18 protein-coding genes are annotated in these 16,336 nt (G+C 43.2%); 13 read left to right on the plus strand and 5 right to left on the minus strand.

Annotated elements, in window-relative coordinates; translation table 11 throughout:
- Nucleotides 1-4: 4 nt before the first annotated feature.
- The 4 genes from AEQ18_RS12490 to AEQ18_RS12505 form a co-directional block, all read right to left on the minus strand.
- On the minus strand, nt 5-1,567 hold the full coding sequence (locus AEQ18_RS12490) for an ATP-binding cassette domain-containing protein (RefSeq protein ID WP_054116666.1): 1,563 nt from the start codon (nt 1,565-1,567) through the stop codon (nt 5-7).
- Nucleotides 1,568-1,662: 95 nt separating this feature from the next.
- Nucleotides 1,663-2,475, minus strand: coding sequence for a TPM domain-containing protein (locus AEQ18_RS12495; RefSeq protein WP_054116667.1), 813 nt, complete (start codon nt 2,473-2,475; stop codon nt 1,663-1,665).
- Entirely contained in the window at nt 2,472-3,596 is a 1,125-nt protein-coding gene (locus AEQ18_RS12500) for a hypothetical protein (protein ID WP_054116668.1), read from the minus strand. Before AEQ18_RS12500 ends, AEQ18_RS12495 begins: the two co-directional genes overlap by 4 nt.
- A 17-nt stretch (nt 3,597-3,613) precedes the next feature.
- Nucleotides 3,614-4,855, minus strand: coding sequence for an SPFH domain-containing protein (locus AEQ18_RS12505; RefSeq protein ID WP_054116669.1), 1,242 nt, complete (start codon nt 4,853-4,855; stop codon nt 3,614-3,616).
- Between the two features lie 259 nt (nt 4,856-5,114).
- On the opposite strand from AEQ18_RS12505, the gene dnaX reads away from it, so the two are divergent.
- The 13 genes from dnaX to AEQ18_RS12570 all read left to right on the plus strand — a co-directional run bounded on the left by dnaX (nt 5,115) and on the right by AEQ18_RS12570 (nt 15,596).
- Nucleotides 5,115-6,839 carry a DNA polymerase III subunit gamma/tau gene (gene dnaX / locus AEQ18_RS12510; RefSeq protein WP_054116670.1) on the plus strand — a complete coding sequence of 575 codons (1,725 nt, stop codon included), beginning with the start codon at nt 5,115-5,117 and terminating at the stop codon, nt 6,837-6,839.
- A gap of 16 nt (nt 6,840-6,855) precedes the next feature.
- Nucleotides 6,856-7,170 carry a YbaB/EbfC family nucleoid-associated protein gene (locus AEQ18_RS12515; protein ID WP_054116671.1) on the plus strand — a complete coding sequence of 105 codons (315 nt, stop codon included), beginning with the start codon at nt 6,856-6,858 and terminating at the stop codon, nt 7,168-7,170.
- Nucleotides 7,171-7,185: 15 nt separating this feature from the next.
- On the plus strand, nt 7,186-7,782 hold the full coding sequence (recR, locus tag AEQ18_RS12520) for a recombination mediator RecR (RefSeq protein WP_054116672.1): 597 nt from the start codon (nt 7,186-7,188) through the stop codon (nt 7,780-7,782).
- A gap of 20 nt (nt 7,783-7,802) precedes the next feature.
- Nucleotides 7,803-8,450 carry a dTMP kinase gene (gene tmk, locus AEQ18_RS12525; RefSeq protein WP_054116673.1) on the plus strand — a complete coding sequence of 216 codons (648 nt, stop codon included), beginning with the start codon at nt 7,803-7,805 and terminating at the stop codon, nt 8,448-8,450.
- A gap of 33 nt (nt 8,451-8,483) precedes the next feature.
- Nucleotides 8,484-8,813, plus strand: coding sequence for a cyclic-di-AMP receptor (locus tag AEQ18_RS12530; RefSeq protein ID WP_054116674.1), 330 nt, complete (start codon nt 8,484-8,486; stop codon nt 8,811-8,813).
- A 13-nt stretch (nt 8,814-8,826) separates the two neighbouring features.
- Entirely contained in the window at nt 8,827-9,789 is a 963-nt protein-coding gene (holB, locus tag AEQ18_RS12535) for a DNA polymerase III subunit delta' (protein WP_054116675.1), read from the plus strand.
- Between the two features lies 1 nt (nt 9,790).
- Nucleotides 9,791-10,591 carry a PSP1 domain-containing protein gene (locus tag AEQ18_RS12540; RefSeq protein WP_054116676.1) on the plus strand — a complete coding sequence of 267 codons (801 nt, stop codon included), beginning with the start codon at nt 9,791-9,793 and terminating at the stop codon, nt 10,589-10,591.
- 19 nt (nt 10,592-10,610) lie between these two features.
- Entirely contained in the window at nt 10,611-10,958 is a 348-nt protein-coding gene (locus AEQ18_RS12545; protein WP_082348665.1) for a DNA replication initiation control protein YabA, read from the plus strand.
- A 59-nt stretch (nt 10,959-11,017) separates the two neighbouring features.
- Entirely contained in the window at nt 11,018-11,881 is an 864-nt protein-coding gene (rsmI, locus tag AEQ18_RS12550) for a 16S rRNA (cytidine(1402)-2'-O)-methyltransferase (protein WP_054116678.1), read from the plus strand.
- Nucleotides 11,882-12,092: 211 nt separating this feature from the next.
- On the plus strand, nt 12,093-13,310 hold the full coding sequence (locus AEQ18_RS12555) for an ammonium transporter (RefSeq protein WP_054116679.1): 1,218 nt from the start codon (nt 12,093-12,095) through the stop codon (nt 13,308-13,310).
- Nucleotides 13,311-13,326: 16 nt separating this feature from the next.
- Nucleotides 13,327-13,668 (plus strand): P-II family nitrogen regulator, encoded by a 342-nt coding sequence (locus AEQ18_RS12560; protein ID WP_054116680.1) that lies wholly within the window; start codon nt 13,327-13,329, stop codon nt 13,666-13,668.
- Nucleotides 13,669-13,795: 127 nt separating this feature from the next.
- On the plus strand, nt 13,796-14,920 hold the full coding sequence (dinB, locus tag AEQ18_RS12565; protein ID WP_054116681.1) for a DNA polymerase IV: 1,125 nt from the start codon (nt 13,796-13,798) through the stop codon (nt 14,918-14,920).
- A gap of 19 nt (nt 14,921-14,939) precedes the next feature.
- Nucleotides 14,940-15,596, plus strand: coding sequence for a DNA alkylation repair protein (locus tag AEQ18_RS12570; protein ID WP_054116682.1), 657 nt, complete (start codon nt 14,940-14,942; stop codon nt 15,594-15,596).
- An 87-nt stretch (nt 15,597-15,683) separates the two neighbouring features.
- Here AEQ18_RS12570 and nrdG read toward each other — a convergent pair whose 3' ends face one another.
- Nucleotides 15,684-16,280 carry an anaerobic ribonucleoside-triphosphate reductase activating protein gene (gene nrdG, locus AEQ18_RS12575; RefSeq protein ID WP_054116683.1) on the minus strand — a complete coding sequence of 199 codons (597 nt, stop codon included), beginning with the start codon at nt 16,278-16,280 and terminating at the stop codon, nt 15,684-15,686.
- Nucleotides 16,281-16,336 lie beyond the last annotated feature (56 nt).

A 16,336-nucleotide genomic window follows, 5' to 3' on the forward strand; every position in this document is an offset into this window, starting at 1 on the left:
CCTCCTAAATAACGATTGTGCGATGACAAAAAGCGAGGTCATCTTTCTTATGACTAGTATAGATGATTATGCGTTCCTTTGCATGGATTTTTAATGCTTTCATAATGATGTGTACAGCATCATCATCAAGGCTGCTCGTTGCTTCGTCTAAGAGTAAAATATCTGCAGAGCTAAGTAAGGCGCGGGCGATTGCGATACGTTGTTTCTCACCCCCTGATAAATCAGCCCCATTTTCTTTCAAATAACTATCCCAATTTCTATGGGTAAATAGTGGAGTCAAAATATTGGTTTCTTCCAAATACGCTTTCTCTTCTAGCGTCATGGGTCTGCCCCACGTGATATTCTGCTCAATCGTTCGCGATAAAATGGTTGGTTCTTGTGCTAAATATAAGATTCGCTCATTGGGCATCAGAGGAGGATCAGACAACAGATCATTTTGGATGACGTAAGTAAGATGTATTCCTTCAGCTGGATAAAAACCAGCGATTGCTTTCAAAAGTGTTGACTTCCCGCTTCCTGAAGAACCGCAGAGATAAATATGTTCACCTTTTAAAATAGTTGTGTCGATGTCAAACTGGAAGAACTGTTTCTCCAACGCTATGTTGGGATGACTAAGCGTCAATTGAGCAATTTCTTGCCCCTTTTTGAGATTAGGATGAGGGATGGCAGCGATGAGTTCTTCTTGTACAAATCGCTGATTGGTTTTTAATGTTGTGGTATCAAGATTCACTTTCGTCAATTCACTCAAAGCAGAAAAATAGATAGGCATTAAAATACCGATCAAAATAATCGCATCAGAAGGAAGTGATTGTTGTAAAATACCTTCGATAACAAATAAGTAGATGCCTATTTGAGCGACTTGGTTCACCATACTGATCGCTAAACTAGCAGACTGTGCAAAGATATTGGTACGGGCAAGTGCCTGATACATCGACTCTAGTTCGTTGGCAAATAATTGTTTGTAGATCTGATCGCTCCATTGTTTCATGGTGTCGATATGATTGAGGGAAGTCAACAATTCTTTGTTCGTATTGGCTGCCGTTTTTTGCATGATGGCCATTCTATGTGCTAATTGCTTGTTGATCAGGAAATAGCCCAGAAGATTGAGGGGAATGAGAACAAGAAGCGGGATGCCTAATAATAGGTGGATACGCAAGCACATCAAAATGGATACGATCAGAAGAAGTAATCCTCGAATACTCTCACTAAAACTGCCACATATAAATAAGTAGTAAGCATCAACGACACCGAAAATTCGATTCAATAAGTAAGTGGGCTGTTTTTTTGACAACTGTAGATAAGGCATATGCTTCATTTGAAGCAAAAGATCAAATAAATTGTTTTTGTTTAAAGTTGCAGCAAAGCGTTCTTTAAGTAAAATCAAAAGAAATTGTGCGAGATAAGTAGCGGTCAAAGTGATTGTTAGTAAAATCACAAGATGTGACAATGAATAATGATCTGACAGTTGCATCAATAATGGAAACACAAAAGCACTAACTGCAGTGAAGATAACCAGAAGAACACTGAACGAGATAAAGCGTTTATTCTTTTTGATGATAGCAATCATGTTTTAACCTCTTTTCCTACATTTTCCTAAATATAGGTCGTATTTAGGAAAATGTCAACAAAAAAAGAATTCCCGCAAAGGAATTCTTTTTTTTATTAGAAACTACGTCCGCCGCCGCCGAATGTACCGCCGCCTGACGAGTGGGTCGTACTGCCGCCACCACCGAAACCACCACCGCCACCATTGTTCTTTGGCGGACGGGGGATTCTGCGGGTGGTGACGAATGAGTTGACCAATCGATCTTCTTTTTGGGTCAATTTGATCGCTGATTTTTCGCGATAGGGATATTTATACCCGCCCATTTTTAATTGATACCGTGACTTGACGATCACAAAGAAAGCAATCCCAGCAATCGCAGCGACAACCAGACTGATCACAATCTCGACAGGGGTCAAAACTTTGTAGTACGTGATTTTGCCCGTGTCACGATCGACGCGATAATGACCGCCAGGCACACCTGCGTCAACAAAAGACGCGGATTGCTGCAAATAAATCTGTGCTACTTGAAAGTAATTGCCCGCACTAGCTGCATCGTACATATCATCTAACATATCATTCAATCGCGCATCTGTAAGATAGTCAATCATATTTCCTGAAGTAGAGACATGAAATTCACGGATGCCCATGTTGATGACCAGAGCAGACCCATTATTATCATTGCCAATACGATCTGCTAAATAACGATCAGTGTAATATTCAATGTCATCCGTGGCGCTATTCGTTGTTTCGATAAAGACTTCACCTTTGATTGTTTCGTTCAAAGTGTCTGCTTCTTGACTCAATTGTTGGATCTCTTCTGCGGTAAATAAACCGGCACTATCAGATACGGTGTCCTCAGCTGCAAATGCCGGCGCAGTCGCAAAGAAAAAGCCAACGGTGATTAGGAAAATCAAAGGAATTTTTTTCATATGAAATACCCCACGATCATCCCAATGATAGCGATGGCTGCAAAGATACCGCCGCTGATCAAACCTAGACGCTGGTAGCTAATCGGCAACACACCACTGACTTTTCCTGTTTGCCCATTCATGGCATAATAAAAGGCACTCTTATTCGGATCATCCGCCCGATAGGTCACTAACCAAACCGGCAATAAGACATAGTTGTTGTGTTGCTGAGTGATATCGATCGAACGCTGGGTTCGATTGAAGCTGGTATAGCCATTGACAGTATCACTCAATAATTGCTCAGCATAGCCAGAAAGTTCTTGTTTGACCTCATCAGATAAGGTTTGATATTCAATATCACGTTTTTCGGCTTGGAAACCGGCCAAATATTGACTGCGAAAATCAACGGCTTTCTCCAAAGGGAAAGGTTGGACGCCAGTCACCATTTTTTGCTGCACGTTTTTTGATAGCGCGTTTTTGATCAGTTCTTTGATGCGGATCTTGCCTTGTCTGGTGACGGCAAATTGTTTGTGTTCGGTATATTCGATCTCGCCTACACGCCAAATACGCAAGGAAGTGCCGGTACCAGTTAGCTGCCCATCCATCTCAGCATCAACTGCCCAATAGGGGAAGTAGACCCCAGTCAATTTTTCTACTTGTGACTGATCAAAGAAATCTCGAGGGACAAACCATTTCTTTTTGGCCCATGCCAGAAATTTTTCTGTGGCTTCCTCTTTCTCTACGGCAAAAGGCAAGACTTTATTTGGCAAAAATTCGCCGGATAATCTGCCAGATAAGACCACTGGATTGTGGCAGAAATAGCAGTAAGTCGCTGCAGTGGTTGCATCAGTCACGATTTCGGCTCCACAACTGGGACAGAGAAAGAGGTCCATCTGTGCAGCGGTTGCGTCTGCTTGCGCCTGTACGTCTTCTTGCAATTGCGGCTCAGTATCTTCCGTGATCGTTTGGGTACCGACGGTCGGCTGGTCAGCCATTTGGGCTTCTTTTTGTTTTTCTTCAAAAGCTGTGACCTCATCTTCGGTGAAGATGCTCAAACAAAAAGGACAGTGGAATTTCTGATCACTTGGATCAAACGTCAAAGCGCCCCCGCAATTGGGGCACTTATGGGTGATTACATCCATTAGAGTTCCTCCTTTGTTCAGTCGATGGGAACGCCTTTAAATGGTTTGCCGCAATTAGGACAGAATTTAGGAATGCCGCTGGCCAGATCAATGATCTCCCCGCAGTCGGCACATTTCATTTTTAAGCTTGGTGCACCACCGCTTGGCTTTTCTGTCCCGCAATTGCTGCAGAATTTGCCGGTATTGGTCGTCCCGCATTGTGGACAATCCCAATGATTACCGTTGGTTTGGGCTTGTTGTTTTTGCTGTTCTTGGTTTTGCTGGATTTGTTGCTGATTGTTTTGTGCAGCTTGATTCAAATAACCGCCATTGGCGTTCATCCCCATGCCCATGCCGACAAATCCGGTTGTGGCACCTGCTGCGTTGCTGCCGGCAGATTCCATCCCACGGGCGATCGACCCTTGAACATACCCTTCACGGATAGAAGGGTCACCTAGCATGGCCCCTTGGTTGCGCATATTGATCAATTTGACAGAATCATCGGTATACGAAATACTTGCCACAGCCACAGAAACGATTTCCATGCCGCGCAGTTCACGCCAACTGTCGTCTAGCACATCTCCCATGTATTTGCTTAATTCCATACTCTTTGATGGGACATAAGAAATGCGTTCGCCATCTGCAGACATTTTGTTGATCGCTGTTTGCAGCGCTGTCAAAAATTCTGCCAAATATTGTTCATTGATGTCATTGATATCGACTTGGCTCTTGTTTTTCGGGATCGCATTGGTATAAAACAAGATGGGATCAGTGATCCGCAATGAATAATTCCCATGTGCCCGTAAAAAGAGTTCGGCGTTGTAAAAATTGTCAAAATAGTTCAAAGGGGATGACGTACCGAATCGGATACCCTTGATTTCTTGCAGATTGATATAAAATACTTGTTGCTTTTGCGGTGTGACACCACCGAATTTGAACCGATCGAAGGTTTCGGAAATCGCGTCTTTCAAGGAGCCGTTGAACATCGATGGCGCCAAATTATTTTTGACTGTATAGTACCCTTCTTCAGCAGTATAATCGATGATTTTGCCGCCATCTACCAGCAGCATCATCATATTCGGATAGACATGGATCACGGATCCATCAGTGATCACATCGTCTGTGCCTTTTTTATTGGCACCGCGTTTGTCATTGCGTCGTACTTTGACACCTTTAGTCATGACCGTCGTGTCGCCCATATTGTCAGGTTCGAAAACCTCTAGCCACTGATCTGCTAAACCGCCGCCGATCGTGCTTGTTGCCGCTTTGATAATACCCATTTTCAGTCCTCCTTTGAATTGTCATCATCGTCAATAGATGAATGTATATTCATTATACCATAGGGGGCGAGAATCACGTCATCAGACCAAAGGTGTAGATAATGAGAATAATTGATTGGCGTGACAAAGGATCTTGCAAGACGAACAGCGTAGATTAAATTTAGTTATCTTTTGCAATTGCCTCGGTGAAAAGGTAGTTTTTTCTGCAAATATTACGTATAATAGAAGGTAGCGAATTTTGAAATGAGTGAGGAAAATTATGGCTTATCAAGCACTATACCGCGTTTGGCGTTCACAGCGATTCGACGATGTCGTAGGACAAAAAGCAATTACCCAAACATTAAAAAATGCCATCGATCAAAAGCAGATTTCCCATGCTTATTTGTTTACAGGTCCACGAGGGACTGGTAAAACGAGTGCCGCGAAAATTTTTGCCAAAGCAATCAACTGTCCCAATCAAGTTAACGGAGAACCGTGTAATGAATGTGAGATGTGTCGTTCGATTACAGCTGGTACCCAAGAAGACGTGATTGAGATCGATGCTGCGAGCAACAATGGTGTCGAGGAAATTCGTTTTATCCGTGATCGGGCCAATTATGCCCCAACGCAAGCAGAATATAAAATCTATATCATTGATGAAGTACATATGTTATCAACGGGTGCTTTTAATGCATTACTGAAAACCTTAGAAGAACCACGGAAGAATGTCGTGTTTATTTTAGCAACGACTGAACCCCACAAGATCCCTGCGACGATCATTTCCCGGACGCAACGCTTCGATTTCAAGCGTATCAATACGCAAGATATCGTTTCTCACTTGGAGAAAGTATTAGATACAAGCGCAATTGCGTATGAACCAGAAGCTTTGCAAGTGATTGCAAGAGCTGCAGAAGGGGGCATGAGAGATGCCCTGAGTATCACAGATCAAGCTATTGCTTTCAGCGATGACACGGTCACGATGCAAGATGCACTTGAAGTCACGGGCAGCCTGTCTTTTGACATGATGGATCGGTTGATGCAAGCTTGTTCAGACAAAGAAGTCGCCGATGCACTGACGATTTTGCGGGAGCTGTTGGCTTCGGGGAAGGAAGCCCGGCGTTTATTGGAAAACCTGCTGGTCTATTGTCGAGACGTTCTGATGTACCAACAAGCCCCCCAATTGGTTGCGGACAAATCTACACAATTGACGGAGGGGTTCAAAGCGCTGGCCCAACAGACGGACCCGCGAAAGATCTATCATTGGATCGGGGTTTTGAATGACACACAAAACGAAGTAAAGTTCACCAATAACCCAACGATTTATTTAGAAGTGGCGATGGTGAAACTGGCCAATGACCCAGAGCAAGCAGCTGTGGGCACGAGTGCTGTGGCGACGGATACCAGCCAAGAAGTACAGCAGCTGCAGATCGCTGTTCAGAAATTGCAAGCAGAGATCCAGCGCTTGCAGGAAAATCGGCCGACAGGTTCGGTTGAACCGCCTGCAGCCGCTAAAAAGACCAAGACAGCGAGTTCTTTCCGCTTGCCAAAGGAAAAAGTGTTCCAAGTCTTAAAAGGTGCAACCAAGAAAGATTTGGCAAATGTTCGTAATATTTGGGATGATTTACTGATGTCATTGTCCGTTACCCAACGGGCGATGTTGCATGCGAGTGAAGCCAAAGCTGCCAGTGAAACGGGCGTTGTGATCGCGTTTGATTACGAGATCCTTTGTCAGCGTGCCAGCAATGATCCAGAATTTCAGCTGATGATCCATAATCAGATTTCTCGAATGGTCAAAGATTATGCGCCTCAAGCGGTGTTTATCACCAAAGAAAGCTGGCCGTTGTTACGCAGAGAGTTCTTAGCTGGTGGACAAGCTGTCGCTGAAACAGAATTGGAAATAGAAGCGGGCGATGTGCCAGAAGAGGCAGCTGAATCTGGCGATGACGTAGTGGTCACGCAAGCACAAGCACTATTTGGCAGCTTAACAAGTATTGAAGAAAATTAGACTGGAGTGAAGAACAATGATGCGAGGCATGGGCAATATGCAAGGCATGATGAAACAAATGCAAAAAATGCAAAAAGAAATGGTGAAAGAACAAGAAGCGTTGAACCAAAAAGAATTTCTAGGTGAATCAACGAATGGCTATGTGAAAGCAACCTTTACAGGAAACAAAAAGTTAAAAGATTTAGTGATCAATGAAGACATCGTCGATGCAGAAGATGTCGACATGCTGCAAGATATGGTCATTTTGGCGATCAATGACGGTTTAGCAAAAATTGAAAAAGAAACGGAACAAACAATGGGCAAGTATACCAAAGGGATTCCGGGTCTATAAAAGGAGAAATGTAGCGTGCAATATCCAGATCCGATTGCACGATTGATTGACAGTTATATGAAACTGCCAGGAATCGGCCAAAAAACTGCCACTCGTTTGGCTTTTTATACCATCGATATGAAGGATGAAGTCGTAAATGAGTTTGCCAAATCTTTGATCAGTGTCAAACGTGATCTGCATTTTTGCAGTATCTGCGGCAATATCACAGAAGAAGATCCTTGTGAGATCTGCGGCGACCCAACCAGAGACAAAACCACCATTTTGGTGGTTGAGGAACCTAAAGATGTGATGGCGCTTGAGAAAGTTCGGGAATATCACGGCCTTTATCATGTTTTGCATGGGGTATTGTCCCCAATGGAAGGTACTGGTCCTGAAGATATCAATATTTCTTCTTTGATCCAGCGTTTGCATGATGATCAAGTCAAAGAAGTGATCATTGCGACGAATGCCACAACAGAAGGTGAAGCAACGGCGATGTATCTTTCACGATTGATCAAACCAGCTGGGATCAAAGTAACGCGTTTAGCCCATGGCTTATCGGTGGGCAGCGATATCGAATATGCAGACGAAGTGACTTTATTAAAAGCAGTCGAAGGACGACGAGAATTATAACTATATTGGAGGCAAACAAGGTGAATGGATTGTTCATTACCATCGAAGGACCAGATGGCGCTGGAAAGACGAGCGTCTTGGAAGAGTTGTATCCCCGTTTACAATTAGAAGCAACAAGAAAAATCGTGAAAACACGGGAACCAGGCGGTGTGCGGATTGCCGAAAAAATCCGTCAAATCATTTTAGATCCAAAAAACGAGGAGATGGATGAACGAACAGAAGCATTGCTTTATGCAGCTGCGAGACGCCAGCACTTGATCGAGGTCGTCTTGCCAGCCTTGAATGAGGGGAATATCGTGATCTGTGATCGTTTTGTCGATAGTTCATTGGCTTATCAAGGCGCGGGACGGCGTATTGGCATGCCGGAAATCGCCAATATCAACGAATTTGCGACGGAAGGCACCACGCCTGATTTCACCTTATATTTGGATGTCGATTCAGATACTGGTTTGCATCGAATCCAAAAAAATCGCGCCCACCAATATGATCGTTTGGATTCAGAGGGACTAGAGTTCCATCAACGCGTACGGCATGCTTATTTGAAGTTGGCAGAAGAAAATCCTGTACGAATTCATAAGATTGATGCTAGAATGGGGTTACAAGACGTTGTTGAATCAAGTTATTCAGCAATCGTAGAAGCGTATCCTGCCTTTTTTAAATCTTTGTAATAAATTGATTGAATCGAATAAGGAGATGATCCCATGAAATTGATTATGGCTATTGTACAAGACAAGGACAGCAATCGTTTGGCAAATGAATTTATCGATGCCAACATCCGAGCAACCAAACTATCCTCTACAGGCGGCTTCTTGAAAGCGGGAAATAGTACGTTCATTATTGGATTGGAAGATGATCGGGTCCAAGATGCGTTAGAATTGATCAAAAAGACCTGTCAATCACGTAAACAATATGTGTCGACGCCGATGTCGTTAGATATTTCTTTAGATGGTCAAGTACCTTATCCTGTAGAAGTTGAAGTTGGCGGTGCAACAGTCTTTGTTTTACCGGTTGATGGATTCCATCAATATTAAGAAGGAGCTTTTCATGGAGGCACGATTTCTGCAAGAAAACCAACCACAAGTATATGCCCAATTAAAGAAAAGCATCAAGCATGGGCGAATCGCCCATGCTTATCTTTTTGAAGGGGATAAAGGAACAGGAAAACATGAGGCAAGTATCTGGCTGGCGAAGCGTTTGTTTTGTACCAATGCGCAAGGGGATGAGGATCCTTGCAATACTTGCAGCAACTGTCAACGGATCACCCAAGGCGAGCACCCAGATGTGCTGTTGATCGAACCTGATGGCCAAACGATCAAAGTGGATCAAATCCGTCAGTTACAAGAAGAATTTACGAAAAGCGGATTTGAAGGCCGACGCAAGATTTTCATTTTATCACAAGCCGAAAAAATGAATACAAGTGCCGCCAACAGTTTATTGAAATTCCTTGAAGAACCGGTTGGCAATTTTCTTGCGATTCTGGAAACCGAAAGTGTCGGCAGGATTTTGCCAACAATCCAATCCCGTTGTCAAATGATCCACTTTTCGCCCTTATCAAAAGAAATATTACAGAAAAAATTGCAAGATGAAGGGCTTTCAAAAGAAACGAGCCGACTTCTTAGTTATCTTACAAATAGTTATCATAAAGCAGTTGAAATCTCTCAAAATGAATGGTTTAATGAAACTAAGGATGCTGTTGTACGCTGGTTAGATTACCTTTTGAAAAAAGATCCGCAAGCTTTTATATTTGTACAAAAAAGATTGCTGAGTCAGGCAAAAGAGAAAAGTCAGCAAATAGAAGTTTTTTCACTCTTGTTATTTTACCTGCAAGAAGAAAGAGATCGGCTGCTTATGCAAGGATCATGGGGAAAAGAAATCAATCGTGCCATTGAATCTGCGTTGCAAGCCCAAAAGAAATTGCAGGCGAATGTTGCTTTTCAAGGTGTTGCAGAGCAATTTTGTGTGAAAATCATCTATGGAGATCCGCGACAGCCGGAAAAGAGGGTCTAAGATGATTGAAGTGATCGGGATACGTTTCCAACAGGTTGGCCAAATCTATTATTATGCGCCCGAAAAAGAAATGTATGCCTTAAATGATAAAGTAATTGTCGCATTACAAGATATACGCTGTATCGGCACTGTCGTGACGCCTGTACAGCAGATGGATCGGCAAGATTTGCCTCATGAAGTGAAGACGATCATTCGCCGAGCCAACAGTCAAGACTTGGCGCAAGAAGCGACCAATGCCGAAGATGCCATAGGGGCATTGCAGATCGCGAAAGGCAAAGTCCGGGATCGCCGGTTGCCAATGAAACTGATCAATGCGGCCTATACGCTTGAACGCAATAAGTTGATTTTTTCTTTTACAGCTGAAGGGCGCATCGATTTTCGCGAGTTGGTCAAGGATTTGGCCAATGTATTCCATACCCGGATCGAATTAAGACAGATTGGTGTACGGGATGAGGCAAAGCTTTTAGGCGGGATCGGTCCTTGTGGCCGTAAGCTCTGTTGTGCCACTTTTTTAGGGGATTTTATCCCGGTGTCGATCAAGATGGCGAAAGATCAAGGGCTGTCATTGAACCCAACCAAAATTTCTGGACTATGCGGCCGCTTGATGTGTTGTTTGAAATACGAAAATGAAGAATACGAACAAGCAAAAAAAGAGATGCCTGATCGAGGGAAAGAAGTTGAGACCCCTGATGGAAAAGGGCGTGTCGTTGGTTTAGATTTATTGAGCCGTGTTGTCAAAGTGCGCTTGCATGACCGACAAACTGCTGTTGAATATGGCTATGAAGAATTAGTGACAAAATAAGCAGGTGACTATAATGAGCATGGATAAACGATCCCTTTATGATGGACTGAATCAATTAGAATCGGAGTTGCAAAACTCCTTGAACAATCTAGCGGAAATGAAACAATCGCTGCAAGAAATCGTCGAAAAAAATACCACTTTGGAATTGGAAAACCAACGGTTGCGTGAACATATTCGCGAGTTGAACCTCGTGGCGGATGCGCCTGCCGAAAGTGCCAAACAAGAGCTGTCCAAATCACGGATGAATTTAGAGAAAATCTATGAGGAAGGGTTCCATGTCTGTTATGACTTATATGGATCCAGAAGAGAGCATGACGAGCCATGTGCGTTTTGTCTAGAAGTGATTTATCGTGAAAGCGGCAAGTAACCATAAGCGGCAAAGGAAAAGATCAGGTAAATCTGGTCTTTTTTTGGAGAGGAGCAGTAATGCAGAAACAACAAAGTTACAAACAAGATGCAGGCAAACTTTATTTGGTGCCAACCCCGATCGGTAATCTAGAAGATATGACTGTGCGTTGTGTCAAAATGTTAGCTGAAGCGGATGTGATAGCCAGTGAAGATACCCGAAATACCCAAAAACTGTTGAATCACTTTGACATCACAACGCCGCAAAAAAGTTTGCATGAACATAATTATAAAGAACGGGTACCGCAGCTGATAGCGTTGATGCAGTCAGGTCAAACGATTGCGCAATGCAGTGATGCTGGTATGCCATCGATCAGTGATCCTGGGCATGAATTGGTCAAAGCTTGTATCGCTGAAGGCATCGCGGTCATCGCATTGCCTGGCCCAACAGCGGGTCTGACTGCCTTGATTGCTTCAGGTCTATCTCCACAACCGCATCTGTTTTACGGATTTTTACCCCGTAAAAAGAAAGAGCAAGTTGCTGTGCTGACTGAATTAGCTGCTCAGCAAAGTACCATGATTTTCTATGAGTCCCCATATCGTATCGGCAATACGATCGATGTCATCAAAGAAGTCTTCGGTGACAGGCAGGCGGTCATTTGTCGAGAGTTGACGAAGATCCATGAAGAATATCTTCGCGGGACTTTATCGGAGTTATCAGCTTATTTAAGTGAACAGTCATTGAAGGGTGAATGTTGTTTGCTGGTTGAAGGCGCAGATGAACCGGTACAAGCAGTCTATGAAGGCAGCTATCTTGAACAAGTAGAGGCGTTGATCGCAGAAGGCCTTTCTTCAAAAGAGGCCATTAAAGAGGTAGCCAAACGCAATCAAGTCAAAAAGCAAGTGGTCTACAACGACTATCACGCAATCGATTCCGCTGACTAAGCGAAATCAGTTGCTGTTAGAACGATAGAGGATAAACTGTCCATTTGGGCAGTTTTTTATTCTTTCTGGAACAGGCATCTTGTTTATGTCACTTTTTCTAACATGGAGCGTAATGAATTTTCAGAAAATTTTGCAAATTTTCAAAAAACGCTAGCTTTCTATGATGTACAGATGGTAGGATAGCACTCAGATAGAAAAGGAGGCGTTCAATATGGATTCAGGGAATATAGCATTTATTTTGATTTGCAGCGGTATGGTATTTTTAATGACACCGGCATTGGCATTTTTTTACGGTGGGTTGGAGCGTAGGAAAAACATCTTGAATACCATGATGATGGTCATTTGTACGATGGGCTTGGCTTCTGTATTGTGGGTAGCGTTGGGCTATACACTTTCTTTCAGCGGATCAGGATCCTTTATTGGCAATCTTGACAAAATTTTCTTTAGTCATGTATCGATGACGGAAGGCGAAGGTATTCCAGAAGGGTTATTTGCAGGATTCCAAATGATGTTTGCCTTGATCACAACTGCGATCATCACTGGGTCAGTTGTTGGCAGAATGCGTTTTTCGGCAATTTTCTTATTTATTGGTTTTTGGTTGATCTTGGTGTATTTCCCAATGGCACACATGGTGTGGGGCGGTGGTTTCTTGGATGCCATCGGGTCGATCGATTTTGCGGGAGGCAATGTCGTGCATATCAGTTCTGGGATCAGCGGCTTAGTCTTAGCAGTCGTCGTAGGGAAACGGCGTGAGTTTCATCAAACAGAGTATCGACCGCACAATATTCCCTTTGTGGTTTTAGGCGCCGGTTTGCTGTGGTTTGGTTGGTTTGGTTTTAACGCGGGCTCTGCGTTAGCTGCGGACGGTTTAGCGATTCATGCTTTAATGACCACGAATACGGCAGCTGCCAGTGCGATGTTATCCTGGATGCTGATCGAGAAATTGATGTTAGGTAAACCAACGATCGTAGGCGCTTGTACAGGGGCAGTAGTCGGTTTAGTGGCCATCACACCAGGTGCCGGTTTTGTTTCACTATGGTCATCATTTATTATTGGTGCATTGGTAAGTCCATTTTGTTATTACTTCATTTCGGTGATCAAACATCGACTTGGGCTAGATGACGCATTAGATGCATTTGGCTGTCATGGTGTTGGTGGGATTTTTGGCGGAATTATGACAGGGATTTTCGCTGATCCTGCGGTAGGCGGACATTCAGGCTTGATTTATGGCGGGCTAGATTTATTTGTGGCTCAACTAGAAAGTATTGTCTTTACTATTTTATTTGCTGGGATCGTTTCATACGTATTGATCCGTGTGATCAAATTATTTATGCCGATTCGCGTATCTGAACAAGAAGAAGCAGTCGGTATGGACCGAGTGGAACATGATGAAACGGCCTACCCGACCTTTATGGGCTTAGATTCTTAATAATGGAGGAACTGATATGAAAAAAGTTGAAGCGATTATTCGACAAGAAAAAATCGAAGAATTGAAAGCTGCGCTGGATCTTTCAGAAATCACTAGCGGGATGACAGTCAATCAAGTGCTGGGGTATGGAAAACAAAAAGGGCTGAAAGAATATATCCGTGGACAAGCGGTAATCACGACTTTGTTACCAAAAGTGACTGTTTGTTTTGTGGTAGAAGATCAAAATGTTGAACCTGTCATTGACCTAATTATAGCTATATGCAGTACCGATGAAGTGGGAGATGGCAAGATTTTTGTCTATCCTGTAGAAGAGGCGGTGCGGATCCGGACCAAAGAACGAGGATCAGCGGCTTTATAAAATGGACTAGATGAATGTTTCAAAAAAAGAGTATCGGCCGTAGCTGATATTCTTTTTTTTTTGCTGAATCGCAACTATTGAAAGGGAACTTTTGTTCGTTTATAATAGAAGTGACGAGGTGATACATATGTCTGAATTACAATTTCCTTTACATCATGACACGAGCCGCAAAATCATTCATATTGATATGGATGCCTTTTTTGCATCTGTGGAAGAACGAGATGATCCGGAGTTGGCGAAACACCCTTTAGTGATTGCCCGCCACCCAAGTGATACTGGGGGACGGGGTGTGGTGACGACCGCCAATTATTTGGCGCGTCAATATGGTATTCATTCAGCAATGAGTGCGCAAAAAGCATTTGAATTGTGTCCGCAAGCAATTTTTAAACCTGGTAATCATCAAAAATATCGAGAAGTTTCTCATCAGGTCAGAGCAATCTTTCATCGCTATACCGATGTCATCGAACCGGTATCTATCGATGAAGCATATCTTGATGTCACAAGTAATAAAATCGATTGTCCTTCTGCAATCAAGATTGCCCGCATGATTCAACGGGATATCTGGCAAGAAACCCATTTGACGTGTTCAGCAGGCGTCAGCTACAACAAATTTTTGGCCAAATTGTCTTCAGATTATCATAAACCAAGAGGGATGACTGTCGTGTTGCCGGAAGATGCAGTTGCTTTCTTAAAACAGCTGCCGATCGAAAAATTTCATGGTATCGGGAAAAAAACGGTTCCGAGGATGCATGAGATGGGGATCTATACGGGTGCGGAACTGTATGAAATGAGTGAAATGGCATTGATTCGCGCATTTGGAAAAATGGGATATTCATTGTATCGTAAAGTGCGGGGAATCCATGATTCACCTGTCAGCGTCACGAGAGAACGTAAATCTGTCGGCAAAGAACATACCTACGGCAATCCCTTGACCACAGAAGAACAAGTGGTGAGTCAGTTGCGTTCGATTGCAGAAGAAGTAGCTGAAGCCCTCAAACGGACGCAAAAACATGGCAAAACAGTCGTCTTGAAAGTCCGCTACACAGATTATTCGACCATTACGAAACGGGTGACATTGCCGGTCTATGTGCACAAAAAAGAACAACTTTTTTCAGAAGCTAGTTTGATCTGGGAGGAAGTATTGGGTCTAGAACAGGGGATTCGTTTGTTGGGGATCACTGTGACCAATCTAGATCCTTTGACTTACGAAAATATCGTCTTGCCCCTTTGGCAGATCGCAGAAGAAGAATAAAAGAGAGGAAAATCGACAAATGAACGAAGTATATCAAACCTTGATCACTTTGCAAGATGACACAAGAAGCCAAAAGATGGCGGCCTACATGCGGCATCAATTCACCTTTTTGGGTGTTACTGCCCCGATTCGCCGCCAAGCGGCTAAGACGGCATTAAGACAGGCCAAAGCCGCAGGTGTGATTGATTGGTTGTTTGTCGATGTGTGTTGGCAAAGCCAATACCGCGAGCATCATTATTTGGCAATCGATTATTTGGTGGCGATGACTGCGTATCTAAAAAAAGAAGACTTGTCCAAGATTGAAGCCATGCTATTGCAACACCCTTGGTGGGATAGTATTGATGCTTTTAGTGAATTGATCTCAAAGATGGTCATTCAAGAACCTGTGTTGAAACAGGAGATGTTGCGTTGGAGTACCTCAGAGAGCCTATGGTTGCGACGTTCTGCGATCATTCATCAACTCCTCTTGAAAAAGCAGACGGACACAGAACTGTTGCGGATCATTCTCCTGAACAATTTTGGGACCAAAGAATTTTTTATCAATAAAGCGATCGGATGGAGTTTAAGAGACTATGCGAAAACAGATCCGGCATGGGTGCGACATTTTATAGCTACGTATCGTGATCAAATGTCGCCCCTTAGTATCCGAGAAGCCAGCAAGTATTTAAATCGATGAGGAAAAAAATCACGCATGAAGGCAATCAAAAATACCATAGTAAACGCTTAGGTCATGGCGTTTACTATGGTTTTTTTCGTTTATGGCTCAAATCTGTTTCTTTATTTGCTCATAACTTTCCTCAGCATCTTTGCATTTGGCCCAAATAACAGCTTCGCCTTGTGCTTTTGAGGCAGCCACATCTATGATCCTTTGATTGCTGCTGCCGCGAAATTGCAAATTCAAATTACGTTTGCTCAGTTCAAAACGACCGTCCACCAGAATATCGATTTTACTAAGCAGTTCTAACTTGTCATCTGTATCCTCAAGCAATTCTTCATACGTGTAGCCGGACCAGCTCCAGATATCTTTGCTGCGTCCAAATTCTTTTCGGACACGATCCACGACTTGCAAGCAGACAGGTGTATTTAAGAAAGGCTCACCGCCAAGCAAGGTCAATCCTTGAACATAATCTGGCCGCAGATCATCAATGATTTGTTGTTCTAGTTCAGGCGTGAAGGGCACACCGTAGTTGAAATTTTGGACAGCTTTGTTGAAGCAGCCCTCACAAGCAAATAAACACCCACTGACATATAGGCTGTTTCTGATGCCTTCGCCATCCACAAAATTATAGGCTTTATAATCTGCAATTCTATTCTGGCTGTAATCTTGTGCTTGCCATTCTTTTGGTTTTGGGTTTCTCATTTATCAAACTTCTTTCTATTGTTTGGAAGAAAGGAAGAAAAACAACGTTGTTTTTC

The sequence above is a fragment of the Enterococcus sp. RIT-PI-f genome, from assembly GCF_001297065.1.
Classification (GTDB): Bacteria; Bacillota; Bacilli; order Lactobacillales; family Enterococcaceae; genus Enterococcus_D.